Annotated in this window: 17 protein-coding genes and 2 tRNA genes; 9 read left to right on the top strand and 10 right to left on the bottom strand. The window is 34.2% G+C overall.

All coding sequences use genetic code 11. The features are described from left to right. The first annotated feature begins 1 nt into the window (after position 1). Together P2W75_RS18005 and P2W75_RS18000 are read left to right on the top strand one after the other, a co-directional pair. Positions 2–838, top strand: coding sequence for an ABC transporter permease (locus P2W75_RS18005; RefSeq protein ID WP_207295092.1), 837 nt, complete (start codon positions 2–4; stop codon positions 836–838). 15 nt (positions 839–853) lie between these two features. Next, positions 854–3,178, top strand: a complete 2,325-nt coding sequence (locus P2W75_RS18000) for a T9SS type B sorting domain-containing protein (protein ID WP_276381538.1) — start codon at positions 854–856, stop codon at positions 3,176–3,178. A gap of 111 nt (positions 3,179–3,289) precedes the next feature. Here P2W75_RS18000 and typA read toward each other — a convergent pair whose 3' ends face one another. Further along, positions 3,290–5,086 carry a translational GTPase TypA gene (gene typA, locus P2W75_RS17995; RefSeq protein WP_207295090.1) on the bottom strand — a complete coding sequence of 599 codons (1,797 nt, stop codon included), beginning with the start codon at positions 5,084–5,086 and terminating at the stop codon, positions 3,290–3,292. Positions 5,087–5,254: 168 nt separating this feature from the next. Between typA and P2W75_RS17990 the strand changes: the two genes are divergently transcribed. After that, the gene (locus P2W75_RS17990) at positions 5,255–6,964 is read left to right on the top strand and encodes a PAS domain-containing protein (protein WP_276381537.1); all 1,710 of its coding nucleotides are present in this window, start codon (positions 5,255–5,257) and stop codon (positions 6,962–6,964) included. 3 nt (positions 6,965–6,967) lie between these two features. Beyond that, a complete protein-coding gene (locus P2W75_RS17985) occupies positions 6,968–7,369 on the top strand; it encodes a response regulator (protein WP_207295088.1) in 402 nt (133 codons plus the stop codon). A gap of 148 nt (positions 7,370–7,517) precedes the next feature. Here P2W75_RS17985 and rpsT read toward each other — a convergent pair whose 3' ends face one another. From rpsT to proS, 4 genes are all read right to left on the bottom strand, one after another. Beyond that, on the bottom strand, positions 7,518–7,769 hold the full coding sequence (gene rpsT, locus P2W75_RS17980) for a 30S ribosomal protein S20 (RefSeq protein WP_089052957.1): 252 nt from the start codon (positions 7,767–7,769) through the stop codon (positions 7,518–7,520). Between the two features lie 155 nt (positions 7,770–7,924). Then, positions 7,925–7,996, bottom strand: a tRNA-Glu gene (locus tag P2W75_RS17975). Between the two features lie 46 nt (positions 7,997–8,042). Then, positions 8,043–8,114, bottom strand: a tRNA-Glu gene (locus tag P2W75_RS17970). Between the two features lie 78 nt (positions 8,115–8,192). Then, positions 8,193–9,671 (bottom strand): proline--tRNA ligase, encoded by a 1,479-nt coding sequence (proS, locus tag P2W75_RS17965; RefSeq protein ID WP_276381536.1) that lies wholly within the window; start codon positions 9,669–9,671, stop codon positions 8,193–8,195. 104 nt (positions 9,672–9,775) lie between these two features. Here proS and P2W75_RS17960 point away from each other — a divergent pair, with 104 nt between their 5' ends. The 5 genes from P2W75_RS17960 to P2W75_RS17940 all read left to right on the top strand — a co-directional run bounded on the left by P2W75_RS17960 (position 9,776) and on the right by P2W75_RS17940 (position 15,336). Continuing rightward, the gene (locus P2W75_RS17960) at positions 9,776–10,789 is read left to right on the top strand and encodes a hypothetical protein (RefSeq protein ID WP_207298757.1); all 1,014 of its coding nucleotides are present in this window, start codon (positions 9,776–9,778) and stop codon (positions 10,787–10,789) included. Positions 10,790–10,839: 50 nt separating this feature from the next. Next, the gene (locus P2W75_RS17955) at positions 10,840–12,345 is read left to right on the top strand and encodes an OmpP1/FadL family transporter (protein ID WP_276381535.1); all 1,506 of its coding nucleotides are present in this window, start codon (positions 10,840–10,842) and stop codon (positions 12,343–12,345) included. Between the two features lie 150 nt (positions 12,346–12,495). After that, entirely contained in the window at positions 12,496–13,809 is a 1,314-nt protein-coding gene (rimO, locus tag P2W75_RS17950; protein ID WP_276381534.1) for a 30S ribosomal protein S12 methylthiotransferase RimO, read from the top strand. Between the two features lie 40 nt (positions 13,810–13,849). Continuing rightward, positions 13,850–14,398 (top strand): hypothetical protein, encoded by a 549-nt coding sequence (locus tag P2W75_RS17945; RefSeq protein ID WP_207295084.1) that lies wholly within the window; start codon positions 13,850–13,852, stop codon positions 14,396–14,398. Between the two features lie 32 nt (positions 14,399–14,430). After that, entirely contained in the window at positions 14,431–15,336 is a 906-nt protein-coding gene (locus P2W75_RS17940) for an N-acetylmuramoyl-L-alanine amidase (RefSeq protein WP_207295083.1), read from the top strand. Between the two features lie 456 nt (positions 15,337–15,792). Here the strand turns inward: P2W75_RS17940 and P2W75_RS17935 are convergent, their stop codons facing one another. From P2W75_RS17935 to P2W75_RS17915, 5 genes are all read right to left on the bottom strand, one after another. Then, on the bottom strand, positions 15,793–16,863 hold the full coding sequence (locus P2W75_RS17935; protein WP_207295082.1) for an outer membrane beta-barrel protein: 1,071 nt from the start codon (positions 16,861–16,863) through the stop codon (positions 15,793–15,795). 591 nt (positions 16,864–17,454) lie between these two features. Further along, positions 17,455–18,417: a glycoside hydrolase family 5 protein gene (locus P2W75_RS17930; RefSeq protein ID WP_276381533.1), complete on the bottom strand. Its 963-nt coding sequence runs from the start codon at positions 18,415–18,417 to the stop codon at positions 17,455–17,457. Between the two features lie 7 nt (positions 18,418–18,424). Then, complete coding sequence (locus P2W75_RS17925; RefSeq protein WP_276381532.1) at positions 18,425–19,660, bottom strand: glycoside hydrolase family 27 protein; 1,236 nt, start codon at positions 19,658–19,660, stop codon at positions 18,425–18,427. Positions 19,661–19,748: 88 nt separating this feature from the next. Then, a complete protein-coding gene (locus P2W75_RS17920) occupies positions 19,749–20,804 on the bottom strand; it encodes a hypothetical protein (protein ID WP_276381531.1) in 1,056 nt (351 codons plus the stop codon). Positions 20,805–20,821: 17 nt separating this feature from the next. Next, complete coding sequence (locus tag P2W75_RS17915; RefSeq protein ID WP_207295078.1) at positions 20,822–22,420, bottom strand: RagB/SusD family nutrient uptake outer membrane protein; 1,599 nt, start codon at positions 22,418–22,420, stop codon at positions 20,822–20,824. Between the last annotated feature and the right edge of the window lie 5 nt (positions 22,421–22,425).

The following is a 22,425-nucleotide window of genomic DNA, read 5'->3' as shown; positions in this document are numbered from 1 at the left end:
CATGAAAAGACTTATCTCAATAGAATTACAAAAAATCTGGAAAAACAAAGCCAGCCGTGTTCTTACGCTCACATATTTCATTTTACTTTCGTTTATTGCCTTAATAGCTTCGATAAAATTCGACATTGGCCCTTTTAAATTTCATCTTGCCGAAATGGGAATTTTTAATTTTCCGTTTATCTGGCATTTTAATACTTATGTTGCTGCTTGGCTAAAATTCTTTCTTGCTATTGTAATTGTTTCTATGATGGCCAATGAATATAGTTACGGAACTTTAAAACAAAATTTAATTGACGGTTTAAGCAAAAAAGAATTCATTCTTTCGAAATTTCTCACTGTAGTTGTATTTGCTTTCTGCTCTACTGTTTTTGTTTTTATAATGAGTTTATTACTGGGTTTAAGCTTTTCATCGTATACTGAGTTTGGAATTATATTCAGTGATTTGGATTATCTTTTAGCCTTTTTCGTAAAGCTTACAGGTTTCTTTTCTTTCTGTTTGTTTTTAGGAATTTTGGTAAAACGTTCTGCTTTTGCACTAGGTTTTCTTTTGGTATGGAGCATTCTTGAAGGAATCTTCAAAGGAATTTTAGTTTTTAAAATTTTCCCAGATAGTAACACCGGCGATAAAATCACACAGTTTCTTCCTTTAGAATCAATGTCTAACTTAATTGTTAATCCAGGCCCACGTCTTTCTGTTGTTAGAAATATCAGTTCGCAAATGGGAGTTGATTTAGACGGACAATATGGAGTTGATTATGCTGCCGTTATTATCGTATCAGTCTGGACATTTTTATTTATTTACTTTTCTTACAAACTACTAAAGAGTCGGGATTTATAGTATATTTGTTATACTATGGATTCGTTACAAAGATTTATACTTTTATTATTGCTCTGTCTTTTATCTGTAAAGGTAAAGGCACAAGCAATAACAATTGACGATCAAAGAACACCACAGCAGCTCGTTGAGAATGTTTTAGTAAATAGCTCATGTGCTGCTGTTAGTAATACAACGGGAATTGGAGATACCTACACACCCGGAAAAAACAGTTTTGCTTATTTTAGTGCAGGAACAAGTAATTTTCCTTTTAAAGAAGGCATCATTTTAACTACCTCTACAAGTACTGAAGCAATTGGCCCTTATTTTAGTGATATGGGCGGAGGAAATCCGGCTTGGGTTGGCGATACAGATTTGAATCAAATTTTGGGTATTAATTCTATAAATGCTACTTCAATAGAATTTGATTTTGTACCACTTACTGATTTTTTAAGTTTCAATTATATTTTTGCTTCAAACGAATATCAATATTTTTATCCCTGCGAATATTCAGATGGATTTGCTTTTTTAATTAAAGAAGTGGGAACTTCTGAACCTTATAAGAACTTAGCAGTTTTACCCAACACTTCAACTCCGCTTTCTTCTACCAATGTACGTCCAAAAATTGAAGGAGGAATTGCTCCAAATGACGACCGTTATGATGGCTGTCCTGCAATCAATGAACATTATTTTAATGGTTTAAATAACAATTCGAGTCCAGTAAATTATGCGGGCCAGACAGTTGTTATGAATGCACAAACCAATGTTACAGCAGGAAAAACCTATCATATAAAATTGGTTATTGCCGATGACAAAAACAGGTATTATGATTCGGCTGTTTTTTTACAAGCCGGAAGTTTTGCATCTAAAATTGATTTTGGCCCAAATAGAACTTCTTCTAATGCTAATCCGTTATGTTATGGCGATACGTATTTATTAGATCCAAAGTTATCTCCAGCATATTCATATAAATGGTTTAAGAATAATGTACAGGTTGCTTCTACTCCAACTTACACTGTTACAGACAGCGGAAAATACAGTGTTGAAGTTACGTTGAGCCCTTCTAGCTGTACTCTAATTGGGGAGATACAAATAGATTATGCTCCTGAAATTCTTTCTACCAATACAACCATCGTTCAATGTGACGATGATAATGACGGATTTTCTATTATCAACATCAATAAAGTTGATAACATGGTTAAAAATAATGTTTCCAGCATCTCAAACGAAGGTTATTATGAAACATTCATTGACGCTCAAAATAAAACAAATCCAATTGCAACTCCTGAAAGTTACATCAATAAAACTGCAAATCAGATTGTTTATGCTCGATTAGAAAATCAATTTGACTGTTACAAAATTGCAGAAGTTACGCTTCAAATCTCAAATACAGCAGTTCCTAATCCAAATCCAATCAGTACTTGCGACGGTGATGGAACTCAAGATGGACTTTATCATTTTGATTTAGATGGAGAAGTTACTCCTCAAATCATCACAGGACTTCCTGCGGGACTTAAAGCAGTTTATTATTTAACAGCAGATGACGCATTATCCGAAACAAATCCACTTCCTAATATTTTTGAAAATACAACTGCTTACCATCAAACCATTTATGCCAGAATAGTTAATGGTTCAGATTGCTATGCCATTACATCTGTAAGTTTGGTTGTCAATACATTTGATCCACCCAATTTTGAAGATCAATCCGTATATGTATGTAAAGGAGACGATCAAACCTTATCAGTCACAGCAGGATTCAGCAGTTATTTATGGAGCACCGGAGAAACCTCTAATTCTATTATAATTACTAATCCAGGAGATTATACCGTAACTGTAAAAGATGTAAATGGATGCGAAAAGACTAAAACATTTAAAGTTATTTTATCTGAACCTGCTATTATTACTGATGCGGTGGTAAAAGATTTTTCAGGTAATGATAATGCTGTTTTGATTCAGTATACAGGTGTTGGTGATTATGAATTTTCACTTGATGGCGTCACTTTTCAGAATGATCCGGAATTCACAAGAATACTTCCGGGAATTTATAATGCGGTTGCGCGAGATAAAAATGGATGCGGTATGTCGAATACTTTCATTGTATATGTTATTGATTATCCTAGATTTTTCACCCCAAACGGAGATGGTTATAATGATTTATGGTCTATCAGTAATTCAAATATTCTTTCAAATTATACCATTTCTATTTTTGATCGATACGGAAAATTGCTAAAACAAATGAACCAAAGCAGTACAGGATGGAATGGAATTTTCAATGGTCAGCCACTCCCTTCAGATGATTATTGGTTTTCCTTACTTTTTGCAGATGGCCGAAATATTAAAGGTCATTTTAGTTTGAAAAGATAATGTATTAAAAATCCAATGTTTGAAATTCTAAAGTCCAAACTAATTCATAAAAAAGAATCCCAAACTCCTTAATTGGAATTTGGGATTTTTTATATCGAAATTTAAAATGTATTAGATTTTAAATCTTTTTCTATCATTTTCGTTCAAGTAAATTTTTCTTAAACGTAAAGATTTTGGAGTAACTTCAACATACTCATCTTTCTGAATGTACTCTAAAGCTTCTTCTAAAGAGAATTTGATAGCTGGAATAATTCTAGCTTTATCATCAGCTCCTGAAGAACGTACGTTAGAAAGTTTTTTCGTTTTAGTAACGTTAACTGTCATATCATCGCTACGAGTATTTTCTCCAATTACCTGACCTTCATAGATATCCTCGTTTGGATCAACGAAGAATTTACCACGATCTTGTAATTTATCGATAGAGTAAGGAATTGCTTTTCCATTTTCCATAGAAATTAATGAACCGTTGTTACGTCCAGGAATTTCTCCTTTGTATGGTTCGTATCCAATGAAACGGTGTGCCATAATAGCTTCACCAGCTGTAGCAGTAAGCAATTGATTTCTTAAACCAATAATTCCACGAGACGGGATATTAAATTTAACAATCATACGCTCGCCTTTACCTTCCATAGAAAGCATTTCACCTTTACGGATTGTAACGAATTCAACTGCTCTACCTGAAAGATTTTCTGGTAGATCGATAGTTAATTCCTCAATTGGCTCACATTTAACTCCATCAATTTCTTTGATGATTACTTGCGGCTGACCAATTTGAAGCTCGTACCCTTCTCTTCTCATTGTTTCAATAAGAACAGATAAGTGAAGTACACCACGACCAAAAACCATAAATTTATCAGCAGAATCAGTTTCTCCAACTTTCATCGCTAAGTTTTTCTCAAGCTCCTTTGTTAATCTTTCACGGATATGTCTAGAAGTAACAAATTTACCTTCTTTACCAAAGAAAGGCGAATCGTTAATTGTAAACAACATACTCATGGTTGGCTCGTCGATAGCAATTGTCTGTAAAGCTTCTGGATTTTCAAAGTCAGCGATTGTATCACCAATTTCAAAACCTTCAATACCTACTACAGCACAAATATCTCCTGCAACCACTTGATCAACTTTTCTACGGCCTAAACCTTCGAAAGTATGTAATTCTTTAATTCTTGATTTGATGATTTTCCCATCTCTTTTTACCAAAGAAATTGGCATTCCTTCTTTTAAAACACCTCTTTCTAGACGTCCAATAGCGATACGACCTGTAAAAGAAGAGAAATCTAAAGAAGTAATCAACATTTGAGGAGTTCCTTCAGAAACTTTAGGAGCAGGAACATTTGCAATTACCATGTCTAATAATGGCTCAATGTTTTGTGTTTGAACTTTCCAGTCATCTGACATCCAGTTGTTTTTAGCAGAACCGTAAACAGTTGGGAAATCCAATTGTTCTTCAGTTGCACCTAACTCAAACATTAAGTCGAAAACTTTTTCATGAACTTCTTCAGGAGTACAGTTTTCTTTATCCACTTTATTGATAACCACACATGGCTTTAAACCTAAGTCAATCGCTTTTTGCAATACGAAACGCGTTTGCGGCATTGGACCTTCAAAAGCATCCACAAGCAAACAAACACCATCAGCCATGTTCAATACACGTTCTACTTCACCTCCAAAATCCGCGTGGCCAGGAGTATCGATAATATTGATTTTTGTTCCTTTATATTGAACAGAAACGTTTTTTGAAGTAATAGTAATACCTCTCTCACGCTCTAAATCATTATTATCTAGGATTAAATCACCTGTATTTTCGTTTTCACGAAATAATTGACAGTGATACATAATTTTATCAACCAAAGTGGTCTTACCGTGATCGACATGGGCAATAATTGCAATATTTCTAATAGATTCCATTTGTGTTTTTTAATGGGTGCAAAAGTACACTTTATTTTGATAAAAAAAACGTTTCTGCGATAGTTTGCGTATATCCAAGTAATTAGTTCGTTAATCCAGTGTTAATTTAGGTGCCAAAATGAACTTTTCTTATTGTATAGTTATAGTTAATTTAACTATATTTGAGTGATGAAAAGTAAAACTATACAAATTACTCTTGTTTACGTTATCATATCGCTAATTGTGGCTGCAGCAGGCCACAACATAATTACTAAGTACTTTTTTGAACCAAAATATTCCTTTTTATTTCTTCTGAAAGACGCTTTTATTATTTTAACTACTGGATTTATTTTCAAATATATACTTTCTAAAAATGAAAATAAAAATATTTCTGTTTTTGAAAAACTGCAGGAAACCAATCAAGAAATTAAGGAATCAAATGAAAAGTATGACATAGTAGCAAAAGCGACTAGTGATACTATTTGGGATTGGAAAATTCCAGAAGACAGCATCAACTGGAACAAGGGAATTGAAAGTGTTTTCGGCTATAAACCAGAAGAAGTTGGAAAAACTTCAAAATGGTGGTTTGACAAAATTCATCCGGAAGACAGCATTCGAATGTCGATTAAATTATATTCTTTCATTGAACAAAAAACAGAAAAATGGCAGGATCAATACCGTTTTAGATGTGCCGATGGAACTTACAAATATGTTCTTGACCGTGGATTTTTATTGAAAGATGAAAACGGACGAGCGATCAGAATGATTGGAGCCATTCAGGACATCACCAAACAAAAAGAAGAAGAACAGCGATTAAAACTTCTAGAAACAGTAATTACTCAATCTAAAGATTCTATTTTAATTACCGAAGCCAACTCCGTTGACCGTAAAATCCCGAGAATTGTTTATGTTAACCCAGCCTTTTCTCAAATGTCTGGTTACAGATCTAATGAAATAATTGGAAAATCTGCCAACATCTTTAAAGGCCCTAAATCTGATTCGGAGGAATTAAAAAAACTCCTTAGAGCCATTAAAAATGAAGAAGAGTGTGTAATTGAAACCATAACCTACACCAAAACACAGGAAGAATACTGGGTTCGGTTTGCCATGATTCCTATTTTTAACAATGAAGGTATTATAACCCACTGGATTTCCATTCAAAGAGATATTACTGATGAAAAGAAACTGGAAACCGAAAAAGAACACCTTATACGCGAGCTGACTCAAAACAATAAAGATCTAAAACAGTTCTCGTATATCACTTCGCATAATTTAAGAGCACCTTTATCTAACTTAATTGGACTTTTAAATTTAATAGAAGATATTCCAATCGAAGATGAAGAATTGAAAGAAATTCTAGCCGGCTTTACCAAATCGACTCACTTATTAAATGAAACCATTAACGATCTTGTAAAGGTCATCATTATTAAAGATAACCCTTCGATGCAGAAAGAAGAAGTATCTTTAAAAGAAGTTTTTGAAAATGTTTTCAGCCAATTATCTTTTCAAATAGAATTACATAAACCTATTATTAAATTAAAATTTGACAAAGTTCCGCTTCTTAATACTAACAAAGCTTATATTGAAAGCATTTTACTTAACCTATTAACGAATTCAATAAAATATAAATCTGAAAATAGGAAGTTAAAAATCTCAATAGTTGCTGATCAAATTGACAATCAAGCTGTATTAACTTTTAAAGACAACGGAATTGGGATTGACTTGGAACGAAATCGCGATAAAGTTTTTGGACTATACCAAAGATTCCACAATTATCCCGACAGTAAAGGATTAGGCTTATATTTGGTAAAATCACAGGTAGAAACGATGGGAGGAACAATCAGCATTGACAGCGAAGTCAATAAAGGAACAACATTTACTATAACATTTAAAAACTAATATATGTTTGAGCAGATTTTATGTATAGATGACGATCCAATCACATTAATGCTGTGCAAAAAAGTAATCGCAAAATCTTCATTTTCCCAAGAAGTCATTAGCGCTCATAATGGTGAAGAGGCCTTAAGCCATTTCAACAACTTAAAATACAACAACAAAATCAGTAAGAAACCTGAATTAATCTTTCTAGACCTAAACATGCCGGTTATGGGTGGCTGGGAATTTCTAGATCATTTTACTTCTCAAGCTTATTCTGAATTCAACAGTGCAAAAGTAATTGTACTGTCATCCACTATAGATCCTGAAGATCTTGCCAAAGCAAAAAAATATCCTATTATAATAGATTTTCTTTCAAAACCAATTACACAGGCGATGCTGGAATATTTAAAGAAAAAAATGGGATAACTATTTTAATTCATAAAACAAATAAATTCAATACTAAAAAACTCAAAATTCCAATCTTAATATATTTAAAATTGGAGTTTCATTACAGATATAAACAAAAAAAGTCCTCTTTAAGAGGACTTTAATATAATTTAGATAAATTGTTTAATTACAATTTAGCAACGTGTTTAGTTAATTTAGACTTCAAGTTAGAAGCTTTATTATCATGAATGATGTTCTTTTTAGCTAATTTATCAATCATAGAAATTACAGTTGATAATTTTGCAGTCGCATCAGATTTATCAGTAGCTAATCTTAATGCTTTGATAGCATTACGAGTAGTTTTGTGCTGATATCTATTAAGAACTCTTCTTTTTTCGTTACTTCTGATTCTTTTTAATGCTGACTTATGATTTGCCATTTCTTTTAATTTTAGATGTAATAATTATTATAAATACTAGTTAAAAAAGAAAAACCTCCCACAATTGCAAAAAACAATCACTTTGGTTTTAACTAATAAAACAAAAACCGAGACACCAATTTCTGTTTTACAAAACTTATTTACAACTAATTTTGTAGTCCGTAGGGGAATCGAACCCCTGTTACCAGGATGAAAACCTGGCGTCCTAACCCCTAGACGAACGGACCATAATTCTCCTAAGTTTGGAAACTTTTCAATATGTAATATAACTTGTAGTCCGTGGGGGAATCGAACCCCCCTTACCAGGATGAAAACCTGGCGTCCTAACCGATAGACGAACGGACCATGCTTCTGTATTGCGGATGCAAAGATACATCTAATTTTTATTTACGCAACACCTAATGCAAAAAAATATATAAATTTTTAATAAGCCTTAGCAAAAAGCACTCTCTTAGCAGAAGGTTTCCCAGTAAACACACAGGTTCCCGCCTCTTCTACAGCATCCAAAGGAATACATCTAATAGTCGCTTTTGTCAAGTCTTTTATTTTTTCCTCTGTCTCCGAAGTTCCATCCCAATGGGCTGAAATAAAACCTCCTTTACCCTCTAAAATTTCCTTAAATTCCTCAAAATTATCTACTTCTGTAATATGAGTATTGCGATACTCTAAAGCTTTTGTAAATAAGTCTGCTTGAATCTGCTCTAAAAGATTATTTACGTGATCTACGATTTTTTCGCTAAAAACGACTTCTTTCGTCAAATTATCGCGTCTTGCTACCTCAAAAGTTCCGTTTTCTAAATCTTTTGGGCCAACAGCGATTCTAACAGGCACACCTTTTAATTCCCACTCAGCAAATTTAAATCCTGGTTTTTGAGTTGTTCTGTCATCATACTTAACCGAAATTTTCAGCTTTCTTAACTTAGCTGTCAATTCATTAACTGCAGCTGTAATTTCCGCCAATTGTTCATCTGTTTTATGAATAGGAACAATTACAACTTGTATCGGCGCCAAATTTGGAGGCAATACCAACCCCTGGTCATCAGAGTGCGTCATAATCAAAGCTCCCATCAAACGAGTAGAAACTCCCCATGATGTCCCCCATACGTGCTCTTGTTTACCTTCTGCATTTGCAAATTTCACATCAAAAGCTTTTGCAAAATTCTGTCCCAAGAAATGAGAAGTCCCTGCTTGCAGTGCTTTTCCGTCTTGCATTAATGCTTCAATACAATATGTTTCATCTGCACCAGCAAAACGTTCTGATTCGGTTTTAAAACCTTTAACAACAGGAATTGCCATAAAGTTTTCAGCAAAATCAGCATACACATTCATCATTTTTTCTGATTCTTCTAATGCTTCAGCTTTTGTTGCGTGTGCTGTATGTCCCTCCTGCCATAAAAATTCGGCAGTTCTCAAAAACAAACGCGTACGCATTTCCCAGCGAACCACATTGGCCCATTGGTTTATTAATAATGGTAAATCTCTATAAGACTGCACCCATCCTTTATATGTAGACCAAATGATCGCCTCACTTGTAGGACGAACAATAAGTTCTTCTTCTAATTTTGCATTCGGATCAACCATTAATTTCCCAGGTCTTTCCTCATCATTCTTTAATCTATAATGCGTTACAACCGCACATTCTTTTGCAAATCCTTCTGCGTTTTTTTCCTCTGCTTCAAACATGCTTTTCGGCACGAATAAAGGAAAGTAAGCATTTTGATGTCCAGTTTCCTTGAACATACGATCTAATTCAGCCTGCATTTTTTCCCAGATAGCATATCCGTATGGTTTAATTACCATACAACCTCTGACCCCTGAATTTTCAGCCAGATCTGCTTTTACAACCAGTTCGTTATACCATTTAGAATAATCTTCTGATCTTGTAGTAAGGTTCTTACTCATATATTTATATAGTTTGGCACAAATTTTGTTTTAATAATTTTAACTAAATAGTTTGACAAAACTAACTATTTTTGTAATGTGCAACAATAAAAAACACCACAGATATGAAAACTTATACTACTCACCGCCAAAACTCAAGTCATTTTTACTTAATTGGATTATTGAGTTTTCTATTAGCATCATGTGGTTCTTACCAAAATACATCTTATCATGACAATGACGGCGTGTACGGTAACTACTCCAACAGATATGCTCAATCAAATACCACAGAAACAAACAATCAATACAAAGATTATTTTAGATCGTTACAAGACGATAATCAGCCTACCGAAATCTTTACAGATGTAGACAGTTATGGCAATTATTCGGAAAACGACAGTACACAAACTGCAGCTGTTACCGCTTATCCAGCATGGGGAAGCAGTAATTCAGACGTTTCAGTAAATGTTTACTCCAACCCAACATGGTCATTCGGTCTTGGATGGGGATACCCATATTACGGATGGGGTTATGGAGGTTACTGGGGTGGTTACTACGGCGGCTACTGGGGGTATCCTGGATACGCTTGGGGATACGGCTACCCAGGTTATTGGGGAGGATGGGGATACCCAAGTTACTGGGGACCTCGTTACTACGCTAACTATTCTTACAACTACGGAAGAAGAGGATCTGCAGCTTACTACGGAGGACGTAACTACGCTTATAATAGAGGATATGCATCGAATAGAAATTACATTTCAGACAGAAGCTTTTCTAACAGAAGTTACTCCACTAACAGAAACAGTTACACCACCAACAGAAATTACACCAACAGATCTAACAGCTTTTCTGACTACAGAAGAAGTTCTGTAAATGGCAGAACTTACGACAGCTCAAGTCCGACCTTCTCAAACAGAAGAAGCTACTCTCAAGGAAACACAAACGGTAACTACAATTATTCTAACAGATCAAGCACGACTAACAGAAGTTACAACAATAGTGGTAACACTCCATCAAGAAGCTACTCTCCTAGCCCATCACGTTCTATGAATAGTGGCGGAGGCGGAGGAATGAGATCATCTGGCGGCGGAGGCGGAGGTGGAAGATCTTACGGCGGAGGCGGTGGTGGAAGAAGGTAACAATTCCCTTCTTTTACCCATCTAATATCACATACTAAACAAAAATCATAATGAAAAAAATATTTTTCCTAATTATCACAGGACTAACTGTCAGCGCGTCATATTCACAGGAAGTTTCAGATGCGATGCGTTATGCACAAGACAATTTAACTGGAACTGCCAGATTTAGAGCCATGAGCGGTGCTTTTGGAGCAGTTGGAGGAGATTTATCCGCTATTAGTGTCAATCCAGCAGGATCTGCTATTTTCAATAACAACCAGGTTGGAGTAACACTAAGTAATCAAAACATAAAAAACAATTCTGACTATTTTGGAACTCAGACTTCTGATAAAAAAAATTCTTTCATTTTAAATCAGGCTGGAGGTATTTTTGTTTTTAAAGACCGAAATCCAAATAATAGAGGATGGAACAAAATAGCAATTGGAGCCAGCTACGAAAACACTAATAACTTTGACAACAATGTATTTTCAGCCGGAACCAACCCAACCAACAGTATTTCTAATTATTTCTTAGCATATGCTAATGGAATTCCTTTGGGAGACATAACAGGTATTGATTATAGAGATCAATTTTACAATGAACAACAAGCTTATTTTGGTTATTATGGCTTTGTAATTAACCCAGTAGCAAACAACGATAATAACACTCAATATACAAGCAATGTTCCTGCAGGCGGAAATTATTATCATGAAAATGAGATTTACGCAAGAGGATATAATAGTAAATTAAGCTTCAATATTGCTACATCATATAATGACCGAATTTATCTAGGAGCAAACTTAAACGTTCACGTTACAGACTACAGAAGATCGACAAGTTTTTATGAAGACAATTCTAATCCTTTAGTACCCACTGAAACAATATCAAATCTTCGCTTCAATAATGATTTATACACTTACGGGAATGGCTTCTCTTTTCAATTAGGAGCAATTGCAAAAGTTACAGAAGAATTTAGAGTTGGTTTAGCTTATGAATCTAACACTTGGTATGAATTATACGACGAGCTTTCTCAAAGTATTTCCACAACAAGACAAGCCAGTGGCGGACCTGAACTTTATAAAACTGTAAATCCTAATATTGTGAACGTGTATGACTCTTACACATTACAAACACCAGGAAAAGTAACTTTCAGTGCGGCATATGTTTTTGGAAAATCAGGATTAATAAGTGTTGATTACGCCATTAAAGACTATAGCAACACTAAATATAAGCCAACAAGCGATGCAGGTTTTAGAGGAGTAAACAGTGATCTTAGCAATCAGTTAACTAATAATGGAGAATTAAGAGTTGGTGCTGAATACAAAATAAAACAATTAAGCTTAAGAGGCGGATATCGTTTTGAAGGTAGTCCTTATAAAAACGGAACTACAATTGGCGATTTAAACAGCTATTCTGCTGGTTTAGGCTATAATTTTGGCGCAACTAAATTAGATTTAGCGTATTCATATCTAGAAAGAAAATCTAATCAGGGATTCTTCTCGCAAGGCTTTACCGATGGTGCTAACATCACATCGAAACTAAATAATGTTTCTTTGACCTTATTATTTGAATTGTAATTAAAATTAAATAGATGAATGAGAATTTCCGTCAGGTTTTACTTGGCGGATTTTTTTTATCCAACCTCTTCATAAAAAACATCTAAAAGAAACTGAAACAAGCGGTGTTTGAATAAAAAAGTGTAATTTTGCACTCCAATTTATAAAAGTATGAGAACCAAGTCTTTAAAAAAGAACAAAATTAACGTAATCACTCTTGGGTGTTCAAAAAATGTATATGATAGTGAAGTGCTTATGGGTCAGCTTCGTGCAAACGGAAAAGAAGTAACTCACGAAGCAAAAGCTAAGGATGAAGGAAACATTATTGTAATCAACACTTGTGGTTTTATTGATAATGCAAAAGCAGAGTCAGTAAATATGATTTTGGAATATGCTGATAAAAAGGACAAAGGATTAGTTGATAAAGTTTTCGTTACAGGATGCTTGTCTGAACGTTACAGACCTGATTTAGAAAAAGAAATTCCAAATGTGGATCAATATTTTGGAACAACTGAATTACCTCAATTATTAAAAGCTTTAGGAGCAGACTATAAACATGAATTGCTAGGAGAGAGATTAACAACAACTCCTAAAAATTATGCTTATTTAAAAATTGCCGAAGGATGCGACAGACCATGCAGTTTTTGTGCTATTCCGTTAATGCGCGGTTCTCACGTTTCGCAGCCCATTGAAAAATTGGTTAAAGAAGCTGAAGGTTTAGCTAAAAATGGTGTTAAGGAATTAATCTTAATTGCTCAAGACCTAACTTATTATGGTCTTGATTTATATAAAAAGAGAAATCTTGGAGAACTTTTAGAAGCTTTGGTTAAAGTAGAAGGAATCGAGTGGATTCGTCTTCACTATGCTTTTCCAACTGGTTTCCCAATGGATGTTTTGGAAATCATGAAACGCGAACCAAAAATTTGTAATTACATTGATATTCCGCTACAGCATATTTCTGATTCTATTTTAAAATCGATGCGTCGCGGTACTACACAAGCCAAAACTACACAACTTTTAAAAGATTTCCGTGCAGCCGTTCCAGGAATAGCGATTAGAACTACTTTAATTGTTGGATATCCTGGAGAAACTCAGGAAGATTTTGAGATTTTGAAAGATTTCGTTCAGGAAATGAAATTTGACAGAATGGGTTGTTTTGCATATTCTCACGAAGAAAACACTCATGCTTACTTGTTAGAGGACGATGTTCCAGATGACGTAAAGCAAGCAAGAGCCAATGAAATTATGGAATTACAATCTCAAATTTCATGGGATTTAAACCAAGAAAAAGTAGGTCAGGTTTATAAATGTATTATTGACCGAAAAGAAGGCGCGCATTTTGTGGGTAGAACCGAGTTTGATAGTCCGGATGTTGACAATGAAGTTTTAATTGATGCATCTAAGCATTATGTAAAAACAGGCGAATTTGTTAATATCAAGATAATTGAAGCAACAGAATTTGATTTATACGGAGAACCTGCTTAATTTTACAGGAAAGAATTGCTAACCCAACAAAATTACTTTTATGAAACTTACTCAAAACTTAATTATTTTAGTTTTTACTTTATTTTGTTTCAACTTTGCTTCAGCTCAATACGGAAATGGTTACTATAATAATGGCTACGGAAACGGATATGGCGGTAACCGAATGGGAATGGATAGAAGCATGATGGGAGGTCCACAGCCAAACACCAGCAAACCTAAAGAAATTCCTGCTGAAGAAACGGCAGCTATGATCGTAGAACAAATGAAACCCGAAGTAAATCTTGACGAATTACAGGTTATTGCTATTACAAATGTTTTAGCAGACAGCATGAGAGAACAAGGCGTTTTATTGAAAAATGAAAGCAGCAGTCAAGATCAGAAAATCGAGCAGATTAAAGCCTTAAGAGAAAGCACCAATAAAAAAGTAACTGCTTTTTTAAATCCTGATCAGATACCAAAATATACTGCTTTCATGGATAATTTTAAAGAAATCAAAAAAACAAAATCAAAAAAGAAAAAAGATAAGGATTCAAAAGACTCAAAAGAAAAAGAAAGTAAAGATATTTCAGATACGAAAATTCAAGAATAATCGTTTTAACTCTATATATAAATAAGTTAATTATGACAAAAAAACATTTTTGTTGTCTGATTTTAGCAATTATAATTACTTCTTGCTCAACAAATCCATACAAGACTACTGAAAAAGCGTACGACCAGCAGCTTAAAACGCTGGAAAACCAAATTACAAGTAAACAAGCACAAACAATTCCGTCTGTAAGCCCTGTTATTATTGATACTACATATGCATCTCAGCTTGGCATTGTAAAAGATACATTATCAAAAACAGGATCGACTTCTTTATTAAACGGAATCAGTACTGAGTGGATTGGCACTGTAAATTTTAATTTAAGAAAACCGAGTTTTGTAATTATTCACCATACTGCTCAGGATTCTCTTCAGCAGACTATTAATACGTTTACCAAAACAAGAACACAGGTTAGTTCTCATTACATTATTTCGGAAAACGGAAAAGTGGTTCAAATGCTGAATGATTATTTAAGAGCTTGGCATGCCGGAAATTCTTCTTGGGGAAAAAACACTGATTTAAATTCATCTTCTATTGGAATCGAACTTGACAATAATGGTTTTAAACCTTTTACAGAAGCACAAATCAGCAGTTTAGTAGCGCTTTTGACGAAATTGAAAAAAGACTACAACATTCCGACTCAAAACTTTTTAGGTCATGCCGATATTGCACCAGGAAGAAAACAAGATCCAAGTGCTTTATTTCCATGGAAAACACTTGCTGAAAAAGGTTTCGGAATTTGGCCAGATGCTGTTTTAGAAGAAGCTCCATTTGATTTTAAAATCGAACCTGCTTTACGAATTATTGGTTATAACACTAAGAATCTTTCGGCAGCAATTCAGGCTTTTAAATTACACTATATTCAAACTGATGCTACCCCAACTCTAGATCGAAAAACAATTGACACGATCTATTCAATTTATAAAAAGCAGATTCAATAGGCCTTAAATAATAAAACGAAAAGCGCATTCTTACTAAATAGAATGCGCTTTTTTTTGTTGCTTATATTTACATTAAATCAAACTATTCCACAGAAGCACCTAAATCCCAATCAAATTATTTCTGCGAGCGCACATACATTCCTTCGAAATAAAACATTTTTCATAAAAGCAAATCAAGGAGATAAATGAATAACGTTTTTATTAAATCCTCAACTTAAAAACCCACAACTCAAACCCACAACTCAAACCCATAACTCATAACTTATAACTCATAACTTATAACTCATAACTTATAACTCATAACTTATAACTTATAACTCATAACTTATAACTTATAACCCACAACTCATAACTCATAACTCATAACTTACCCCCCCTTCCAAAATAAAAAAGCTGCCAAAACATTAGTATGTTTCGACAGCTCCAAAAAAAAAAAAAAAATATCAATCTTTATCTCTAGAATGAGTATGTTGTAGCAATTAATCCGAAGAATGATCCTCCAGTTGGTGCAGCGTCTTTATCTAAGAAGATATCTTCAGAAGCAGCATCGTATCTAAACTCTGGGATTATTGTAAGTTTTCCAACTTTATAGTTTAATGAAATTGTGTTAGCAAATACGCTAGATCCTGTTAGGGTTCCTAAACTTGGAGCTGCATCTTTAGCATCAAAATATTCCATTCTGTAAGCTAAAAGCAATGATGGGCTGAATGAGTAATTAGCATATCCTACTAATGAGAACCATTCACCATCTAAAGTGCTGTCAAAATCATTTTTAGTTTTTGCGTAAGTTCCGTTAAACCCTAAAGCAAATGCATCAGTAATAGTTTTAGAAGCTACGAAATCAAACTGTGTTTTGTTTTCATCAGATGCTGGGTTGCTGCTTCCTGATGTAAAGTTCAAATAAGCACTTCCTGTTTCTCCTATATATCCAATCTGCCCAATATATGTTTTTTGAGTTGATCCTGCATCCATCGCTGATTTAAAGTCTGTTGGGTTGGTTACACCAAACATCGCTGTAAATTTTCCTGAAGTATACTGTGCTTTAACCCCTGTATTAAAGAACGGACCGTAAGAGAAAGCATATGACATACTGTAGTTTTTATTATCAACAGCGTCTAATACTTCATATCCGATATGCGTACCAAAACTACCCGCAACTACTTTGAATTCGTCTGTAATTTGATACGTGAAAAATAATTGTTTAATTAAGAATTTAGCATTTATATCTTTATCTGTTGTCTCATTATATGAAAATTCTCCTGCTCTCTTTCCGAAACCTAAGTCTACGAAAACAGATCCTTTTCCAAAACTATGACCTGCTTCGATCGAAGCCATTCCTAATTCAAATGAATCCTGTGAGTTGGTAAAGCTCGTTAGTCCATTCATTTGTTTAGAAAAATCATATTTGTAATAAGCATCAGCAGATCCGCCCCAAGTTGTTGCTGGTGAAGTTGGTGATTCTTCATCTTGAGCAAAAGCAAATGAACTTGTTAACGTCGCAGCTAAAATGTAAAATACTTTTTTCATGTGTTAATTGGTTTTAGTTATTAAATTGATTTTGGTTAGTTAATCCTTTATATATCTATTTCATAGTATAAGTCATTTTCTGGAAGTCTTGAATCTGTGCTCTAAAACCTCATATTTTCATTAGCGAATTTATTAACTTTTGCATGAGTAGAATCATTGAAAAGTACTTTTTTGACGATTTCGCTAAAGAATTATGGATTACAAAAATTAAAGAGCCAATAATCAATATTTGACATTTACAGCGTTTTGTTTTTGAAAATTCAATAACACAATTTCAGTAAAAACAACCAAAAAATAAGGGTAAAACAAAATTTAAAGACATAAAAAACACTAAAAAAACTAAAAAATCACTTAAAAATAAAACCACACCCATTAAAAAATAGGGTATTAATCAAAACATAAAAAATTATTCAAATACAGAATCAAATTAAAAGTATAAAACCCCATCAGTAACACCACGTTAAAATTCTTACAAAAATATATACAGCAAACCTATAATCAAAAAGACTTTCAGCAGTATTATTTTCTCCTTTAAAACATAAAAAAAGCCTGCTCAATTTTGAACAGGCTTTATGGTTTACCGCTTAAATTTTATTCCTTATTATATTTTCTTAAAAACTCTCTAACTTTGATTCCCGATTCTTTTAAATCTTCTTCTTTCCATTTTCCTTCAGATTTTGCCAATTTCTTTAGAATAGAACAGGTTTCATCTTTATCTGAAACCGACCAAGTTATCCAGCTCAGTTTATTACTTTCCATCCAATCTATATATTCCTGCCATGCTTTTACATTTAAAGGTCCATCTCCAGAAGCTTCCATTCCGGCAGATTCCGATATAAATACTGGCAGACCACTTTTTATGGCCGCATCGGTTCTGTCTCTTAACTCTTTGCCATGGGTTGCGGCATAAAAATGCATAGTATACATTATATTAGTATACCCTAAAATTGGATCCGCCGCTGGAAGATCAATATCCTGATCCCAATGCGGACATCCTACCAAAATAATATTCTTAGAATCGTTTTCTCTAATTACACTAATTATCTCTTCGGCATAATCCTTAACTTCCTGCCAAGTTTCATAATCCGGTTCATTAAATACCTCATATATAATGTTGGGATATTTGGCATATTTTTTTGAGATCTCAGCGAAGAATTCTTTTGCTTCGTTCAGGTTGATGTTATGACTGTGCCAATCAACAATAACATATATATCTGATTGTATGGCTCCTTTTATAACCGCTTCGATTTTTTCTTTTGAAAATTGCGGATCTTTACTATAGGAATGATCACCAAGTTCAATTCCCATAGCGGCACGAACAACATTGCAATTAAAATCCTTCTTTAGCCAGCTTACGGCTTTTTCATTGTAGAATCTCGGCCACATACTATGCCAGCCAAAACTCATTCCTCTTAAAACAATTGGCTGATTATTCTGATCTGTTAATTGAGTGCCTTGAACACTTAAAAAAGCATGTTTCTTTACAAATTGTGCATTCGAAATAGAAAACATCAGTAATACACCTATATATAGTATTATTGTTTTGAACCTCATCTTGTTTTTATTTTAGAGATAATTTCAATGTTATGCAATCGTGAGAAGCCAAATCTGCTGTAAAGTTCTTTTTGGTGGTTCCTGCTTCTTTATGAGTCCAAAGATTTTTTAGTTTGAAAGTTACTTTGTTAAAGTCCGCTTCATAGCCAAAATCAGCATCTTTGAATGTATTTTTCTTCCAGTCAAAATTAACTTTTTTAGCAACTTCGCTTCTATTTAAAAATGTCACAGCCCAGTTTCCATCTGATAAGGGTTTAACCCAAACTTCCAATCCGTCTTCTGCCAAATATTTAAATCCTTGAATTCCTAATTTATCCTGATTAATGGCAATTAATTCTTTATTGGTCAAAAGAGCCAATGTCTCTTTGTTCATTTTTCGGTAATCATTTCCCGTAAATAATGGAGACGATAACATACACCACATTGCAAAATGCGATTTATCTTCGGTATGATTCATTTCGTTTCCTACTTCCATCATATCAAAATCATTCCAATGATCGGGACCAGAATATTTACGAATGTCTTTTCTCATTTCGGCTATTTTCATAAATCCCCATGATGACCAATTTTCTGGATGTTTGAATTCGCAGTCAAAACAAGGATAAATATCTCCTGAAATTCTCCAAAGATTTCCAACCGGTTTCCCCCATTCCCATGGCTGATTGTCGCCCCACTCGCAAAGACTGAAAACAATTGGTCTTCCTGCAGTTTTTAACGCATTACTCATTGTTGTATATGCTTCTTTAGCGGTAATCCCTTCGGTATTACACCAATCATATTTTAAAAAATCGACGCCTAATTTTGCATAAAAACGTGCATCTTGATATTCGTATCCGCGAGTTCCAGGATAACCGGCACAGGTTTTGGTTCCGGCGCAATTATACAAACCAAATTTTAAACCTTTGCCATGAACATAATCAATAAGTGATTTCATTCCGTTTGGAAATTTAACTGGATCAGGAACTAAATCTCCGTTTGCGTCACGTTCTCTGGTCATCCAGCCATCGTCTAATACAATATACGTATAACCTGCCGCAGCTAATCCTGATGACACCATAATATCGGCGGTTTCTTTTACCAGTTTTTCATCAATATTAGTAGCAAAAGTGTTCCATGAATTCCAGCCCATTGGCGGTGTCATGGCCAGACCTTCAAATTTTCCTGCTGATTGTGTATGTGTATTTCCCTGACCAAAACCTAAAACCGAAGCCAGTAAAGTCAATCCTAAAACTATTTTTTTCATTTTAATATTATTTAAAGCTATTATAAAAAGATATTCCCTAATTTTTAATTAGGGAATATCACACAAACTAACTCAAAAAGAAAATCTCTTATTTTAATACAAATCCTATATCGTCGAATAATACGGTATTACCACCATCATTATTTGATTCTTGAAACGTAAGCATAGTAAGACTGGTTGGATTTCCTAAATCACTAAAAGGAATTTCCATATACACCCACGAAGTTGTAACTGGCAAAACATAATTTACGCCGCCATTTACACTAAAATTAACTCTACCCGTTTTTGAACCTTTAATAGCAATACGCAATGCTTTGTATGGAGTTAAATCAACATTGAAGCCCCAATTTCCGCCATCCCATTGACCGAATTCCCACTGCCAAGATTTTTGGCCTTGATAAGAATCTCCACCAAAATCAAAATTGACACCTTTTCCTGCCCACGGACCTCCCCATTGTACGCCGTATAATACATCATCGTACAATGCTGTTCCTATGGCTTCTTTTGAAGTTGCTGTTCCAGAGATATTAGCTACAGAAAGATATCTGTGATTAGCATTTGCTGGGATTTTTACAACGATCTGCTCTAAAGTTGAAGATACTATTGTAACCGGAACCGCAGGTTGTGTTGGTGTTTCTGCCAAAGTAACTACAGGATCTAAGAAGTATTTACCTTTAATTATTACCTGATCTCCTTCTGAACAGTTTATAGAATTAAAACCGCTGAATGTAGGCACTGGAGGCGCAACAGTCAAATTATATACCACCGTTCCTCTATCTGTAACTACTTTTAACTGATTAGAAGCGTTCGCGTAAGGCGTATTTTCATCGACCAATATAATGATGTCAGTATCTGTTACAAATGTTGGTCTAAAATAGGTATCGAAGTCATTAAAGTATACTTTTTTTGTCGTACGTAATCCTTTTCCATGAATCACATAATAGTTTTTTGGATCTACTAAGGTTACTGGAGTTAATGGTTTAAGACTTCCATCTGCATTATATCCTGAAGGCATTACAGACTCTATTACAGGAGCACCCGTATATACCTCAGCACTGTCATCACTGGAACATGAAGTAAAAAGCGTCAGAAAAAGCATCAACGCCATACTTATTGTTAACGAAACAATTTTTATATTTTTCATACTATTATTTTTAAAAATTATTTAAAAGTATACGGTGCTACTTCTGTTAATTTTGGATTTTTAATTAAATCATCTGCAGGATAAGGAAGTAAAAGATTTGATGCCGAAATGGTAATGTGTTTTGGCGTTACTTTATCTCCTCTATTTTGTGCTTCTAAAATTGCTTTTGCTTTCGCGAATGGCAAACGTCCAAGATCAAAATAATAATCTCCTTCGCAAGCTAATTCGGCACGTCTCTCTTTGAAAATATCATCAAACGAAATAGAAGCTTTAATGGGCAGACCAGCTCTTTTGCGAACTGCGTTAAACGATTTTAAAGCAGCTGGATCTGAAGTACTTCCTGATTGCGAACCTAATATTGCTTCGGCATGAATTAAAAGCAGGTCAGCATAACGCATCATGTAGCTATTCATACTGCTTTCTCCATTAAACGGCGCATTGAATGGTCCTGTAAGTGGTAAATTTTCTTTTCCGATAACGTATTTTTTCAAACCAGCTCCTGAATTCTGCGCTTCATTTTCTTCTTCAAAAGTATACCCTAAAAGTTTTGGCGAATCTACTGCCAGTGTCTGTGCATAAGTCAAGTTTGGATAATAATCTCCAGGCAGCATAAATGTTTCTGCTCTTCTTTTATCTCCCGGCTCATAAACATTATGAATTAAATCTTGCGAAGGTGCAATTTGACCTGAATAAGAAGTTTCCACCAATCTGTTTTCTGGTGCAAATAATGTATTAGAGAAGTTTCCTTCGAAATACGTTCCCGCTCCTGTCCATTGCCATGAAAATATAGATTCTTCGTTGTTATTATTTTTCTGAAGCCATAAATCAGCAAATGATTTTGTTGGCAGTTCGTCTCCTCCTAATAATTTAAATTCTCCGCTGTTGATTACTTCCTGAGCCATTGTTTTGGCCAGATCGTATTTCTTTTGATACAAATATACTTTTGCCAAAAGTGCTTTTGCAGATCCGCTGGACACGTGTGCATTTGCCGCGTAATCAGAACCTCTGTTTTTTGATCTTAAATTATCGATAGCAAATTTCAAATCGTTTTCAATAAATTTATAAACGTCTTCAACCGGATTACTTGGAATCACGAAGTTTTTAGAATAATCAGCATTGTTTTCAATAATGGGCACATTTCCCCATAATCTTACTAAGAAGAAATAAGCAAAAGCTCTAATAAAATGCATTTCTCCCATTGCATTGTTCAAAGCTTCTTTTGAAACGTTTGGGCCAACACTTTGCGGTAATGTATTAATATATGAGTTACAATTGGCAACTGCTCCAAAACATGATCTCCATGAATCACCAATAAAAGACTGGCTGCTGGTAAAACTCAAATCTGTAAACTTCCCAAACTCATTATAAGGACCTGCATACATATTTCCCGAAATAACATCGGTAATACCATAAAATCCTTCTTTATTCATATTAAACCATACAATACCGTAAAGTCCGTTACTGGCATTATCTAGTTTTACATCAGAATCGTAATAATTTCCTATTGTTGGCACTCCTTCTGCAGGTACATCTAAAAAGTCCTGAGAACAAGAAGAAGACATTAACGTAATTATGGTTAAAGCAACAGCACCGCTTCTTTTTATTATATTTTTCATATTAT

The sequence above is a fragment of the Flavobacterium sp. H4147 genome (genome assembly GCF_029360735.1).
Classification (GTDB): domain Bacteria; phylum Bacteroidota; class Bacteroidia; order Flavobacteriales; family Flavobacteriaceae; genus Flavobacterium; species Flavobacterium endoglycinae.
This window is presented reverse-complemented; position numbering and strand designations above follow the sequence as displayed.

Excerpts from the sequence above, each read along its gene's own strand:
- P2W75_RS18005 (WP_207295092.1), top strand. The coding sequence starts at position 2 with ATGAAAAGACTTATCTCAATAGAATTACAAAAAATCTGGAAAAACAAA.
- P2W75_RS18000 (WP_276381538.1), top strand. The coding sequence starts at position 854 with ATGGATTCGTTACAAAGATTTATACTTTTATTATTGCTCTGTCTTTTA.
- typA (WP_207295090.1), bottom strand. The coding sequence starts at position 5,086 with ATGGAATCTATTAGAAATATTGCAATTATTGCCCATGTCGATCACGGT.
- P2W75_RS17990 (WP_276381537.1), top strand. The coding sequence starts at position 5,255 with ATGAAAAGTAAAACTATACAAATTACTCTTGTTTACGTTATCATATCG.
- P2W75_RS17985 (WP_207295088.1), top strand. The coding sequence starts at position 6,968 with ATGTTTGAGCAGATTTTATGTATAGATGACGATCCAATCACATTAATG.
- rpsT (WP_089052957.1), bottom strand. The coding sequence starts at position 7,769 with ATGGCAAATCATAAGTCAGCATTAAAAAGAATCAGAAGTAACGAAAAA.
- proS (WP_276381536.1), bottom strand. The coding sequence starts at position 9,671 with ATGAGTAAGAACCTTACTACAAGATCAGAAGATTATTCTAAATGGTAT.
- P2W75_RS17960 (WP_207298757.1), top strand. The coding sequence starts at position 9,776 with ATGAAAACTTATACTACTCACCGCCAAAACTCAAGTCATTTTTACTTA.
- P2W75_RS17955 (WP_276381535.1), top strand. The coding sequence starts at position 10,840 with ATGAAAAAAATATTTTTCCTAATTATCACAGGACTAACTGTCAGCGCG.
- rimO (WP_276381534.1), top strand. The coding sequence starts at position 12,496 with ATGAGAACCAAGTCTTTAAAAAAGAACAAAATTAACGTAATCACTCTT.
- P2W75_RS17945 (WP_207295084.1), top strand. The coding sequence starts at position 13,850 with ATGAAACTTACTCAAAACTTAATTATTTTAGTTTTTACTTTATTTTGT.
- P2W75_RS17940 (WP_207295083.1), top strand. The coding sequence starts at position 14,431 with ATGACAAAAAAACATTTTTGTTGTCTGATTTTAGCAATTATAATTACT.
- P2W75_RS17935 (WP_207295082.1), bottom strand. The coding sequence starts at position 16,863 with ATGAAAAAAGTATTTTACATTTTAGCTGCGACGTTAACAAGTTCATTT.
- P2W75_RS17930 (WP_276381533.1), bottom strand. The coding sequence starts at position 18,417 with ATGAGGTTCAAAACAATAATACTATATATAGGTGTATTACTGATGTTT.
- P2W75_RS17925 (WP_276381532.1), bottom strand. The coding sequence starts at position 19,660 with ATGAAAAAAATAGTTTTAGGATTGACTTTACTGGCTTCGGTTTTAGGT.
- P2W75_RS17920 (WP_276381531.1), bottom strand. The coding sequence starts at position 20,804 with ATGAAAAATATAAAAATTGTTTCGTTAACAATAAGTATGGCGTTGATG.
- P2W75_RS17915 (WP_207295078.1), bottom strand. The coding sequence starts at position 22,420 with ATGAAAAATATAATAAAAAGAAGCGGTGCTGTTGCTTTAACCATAATT.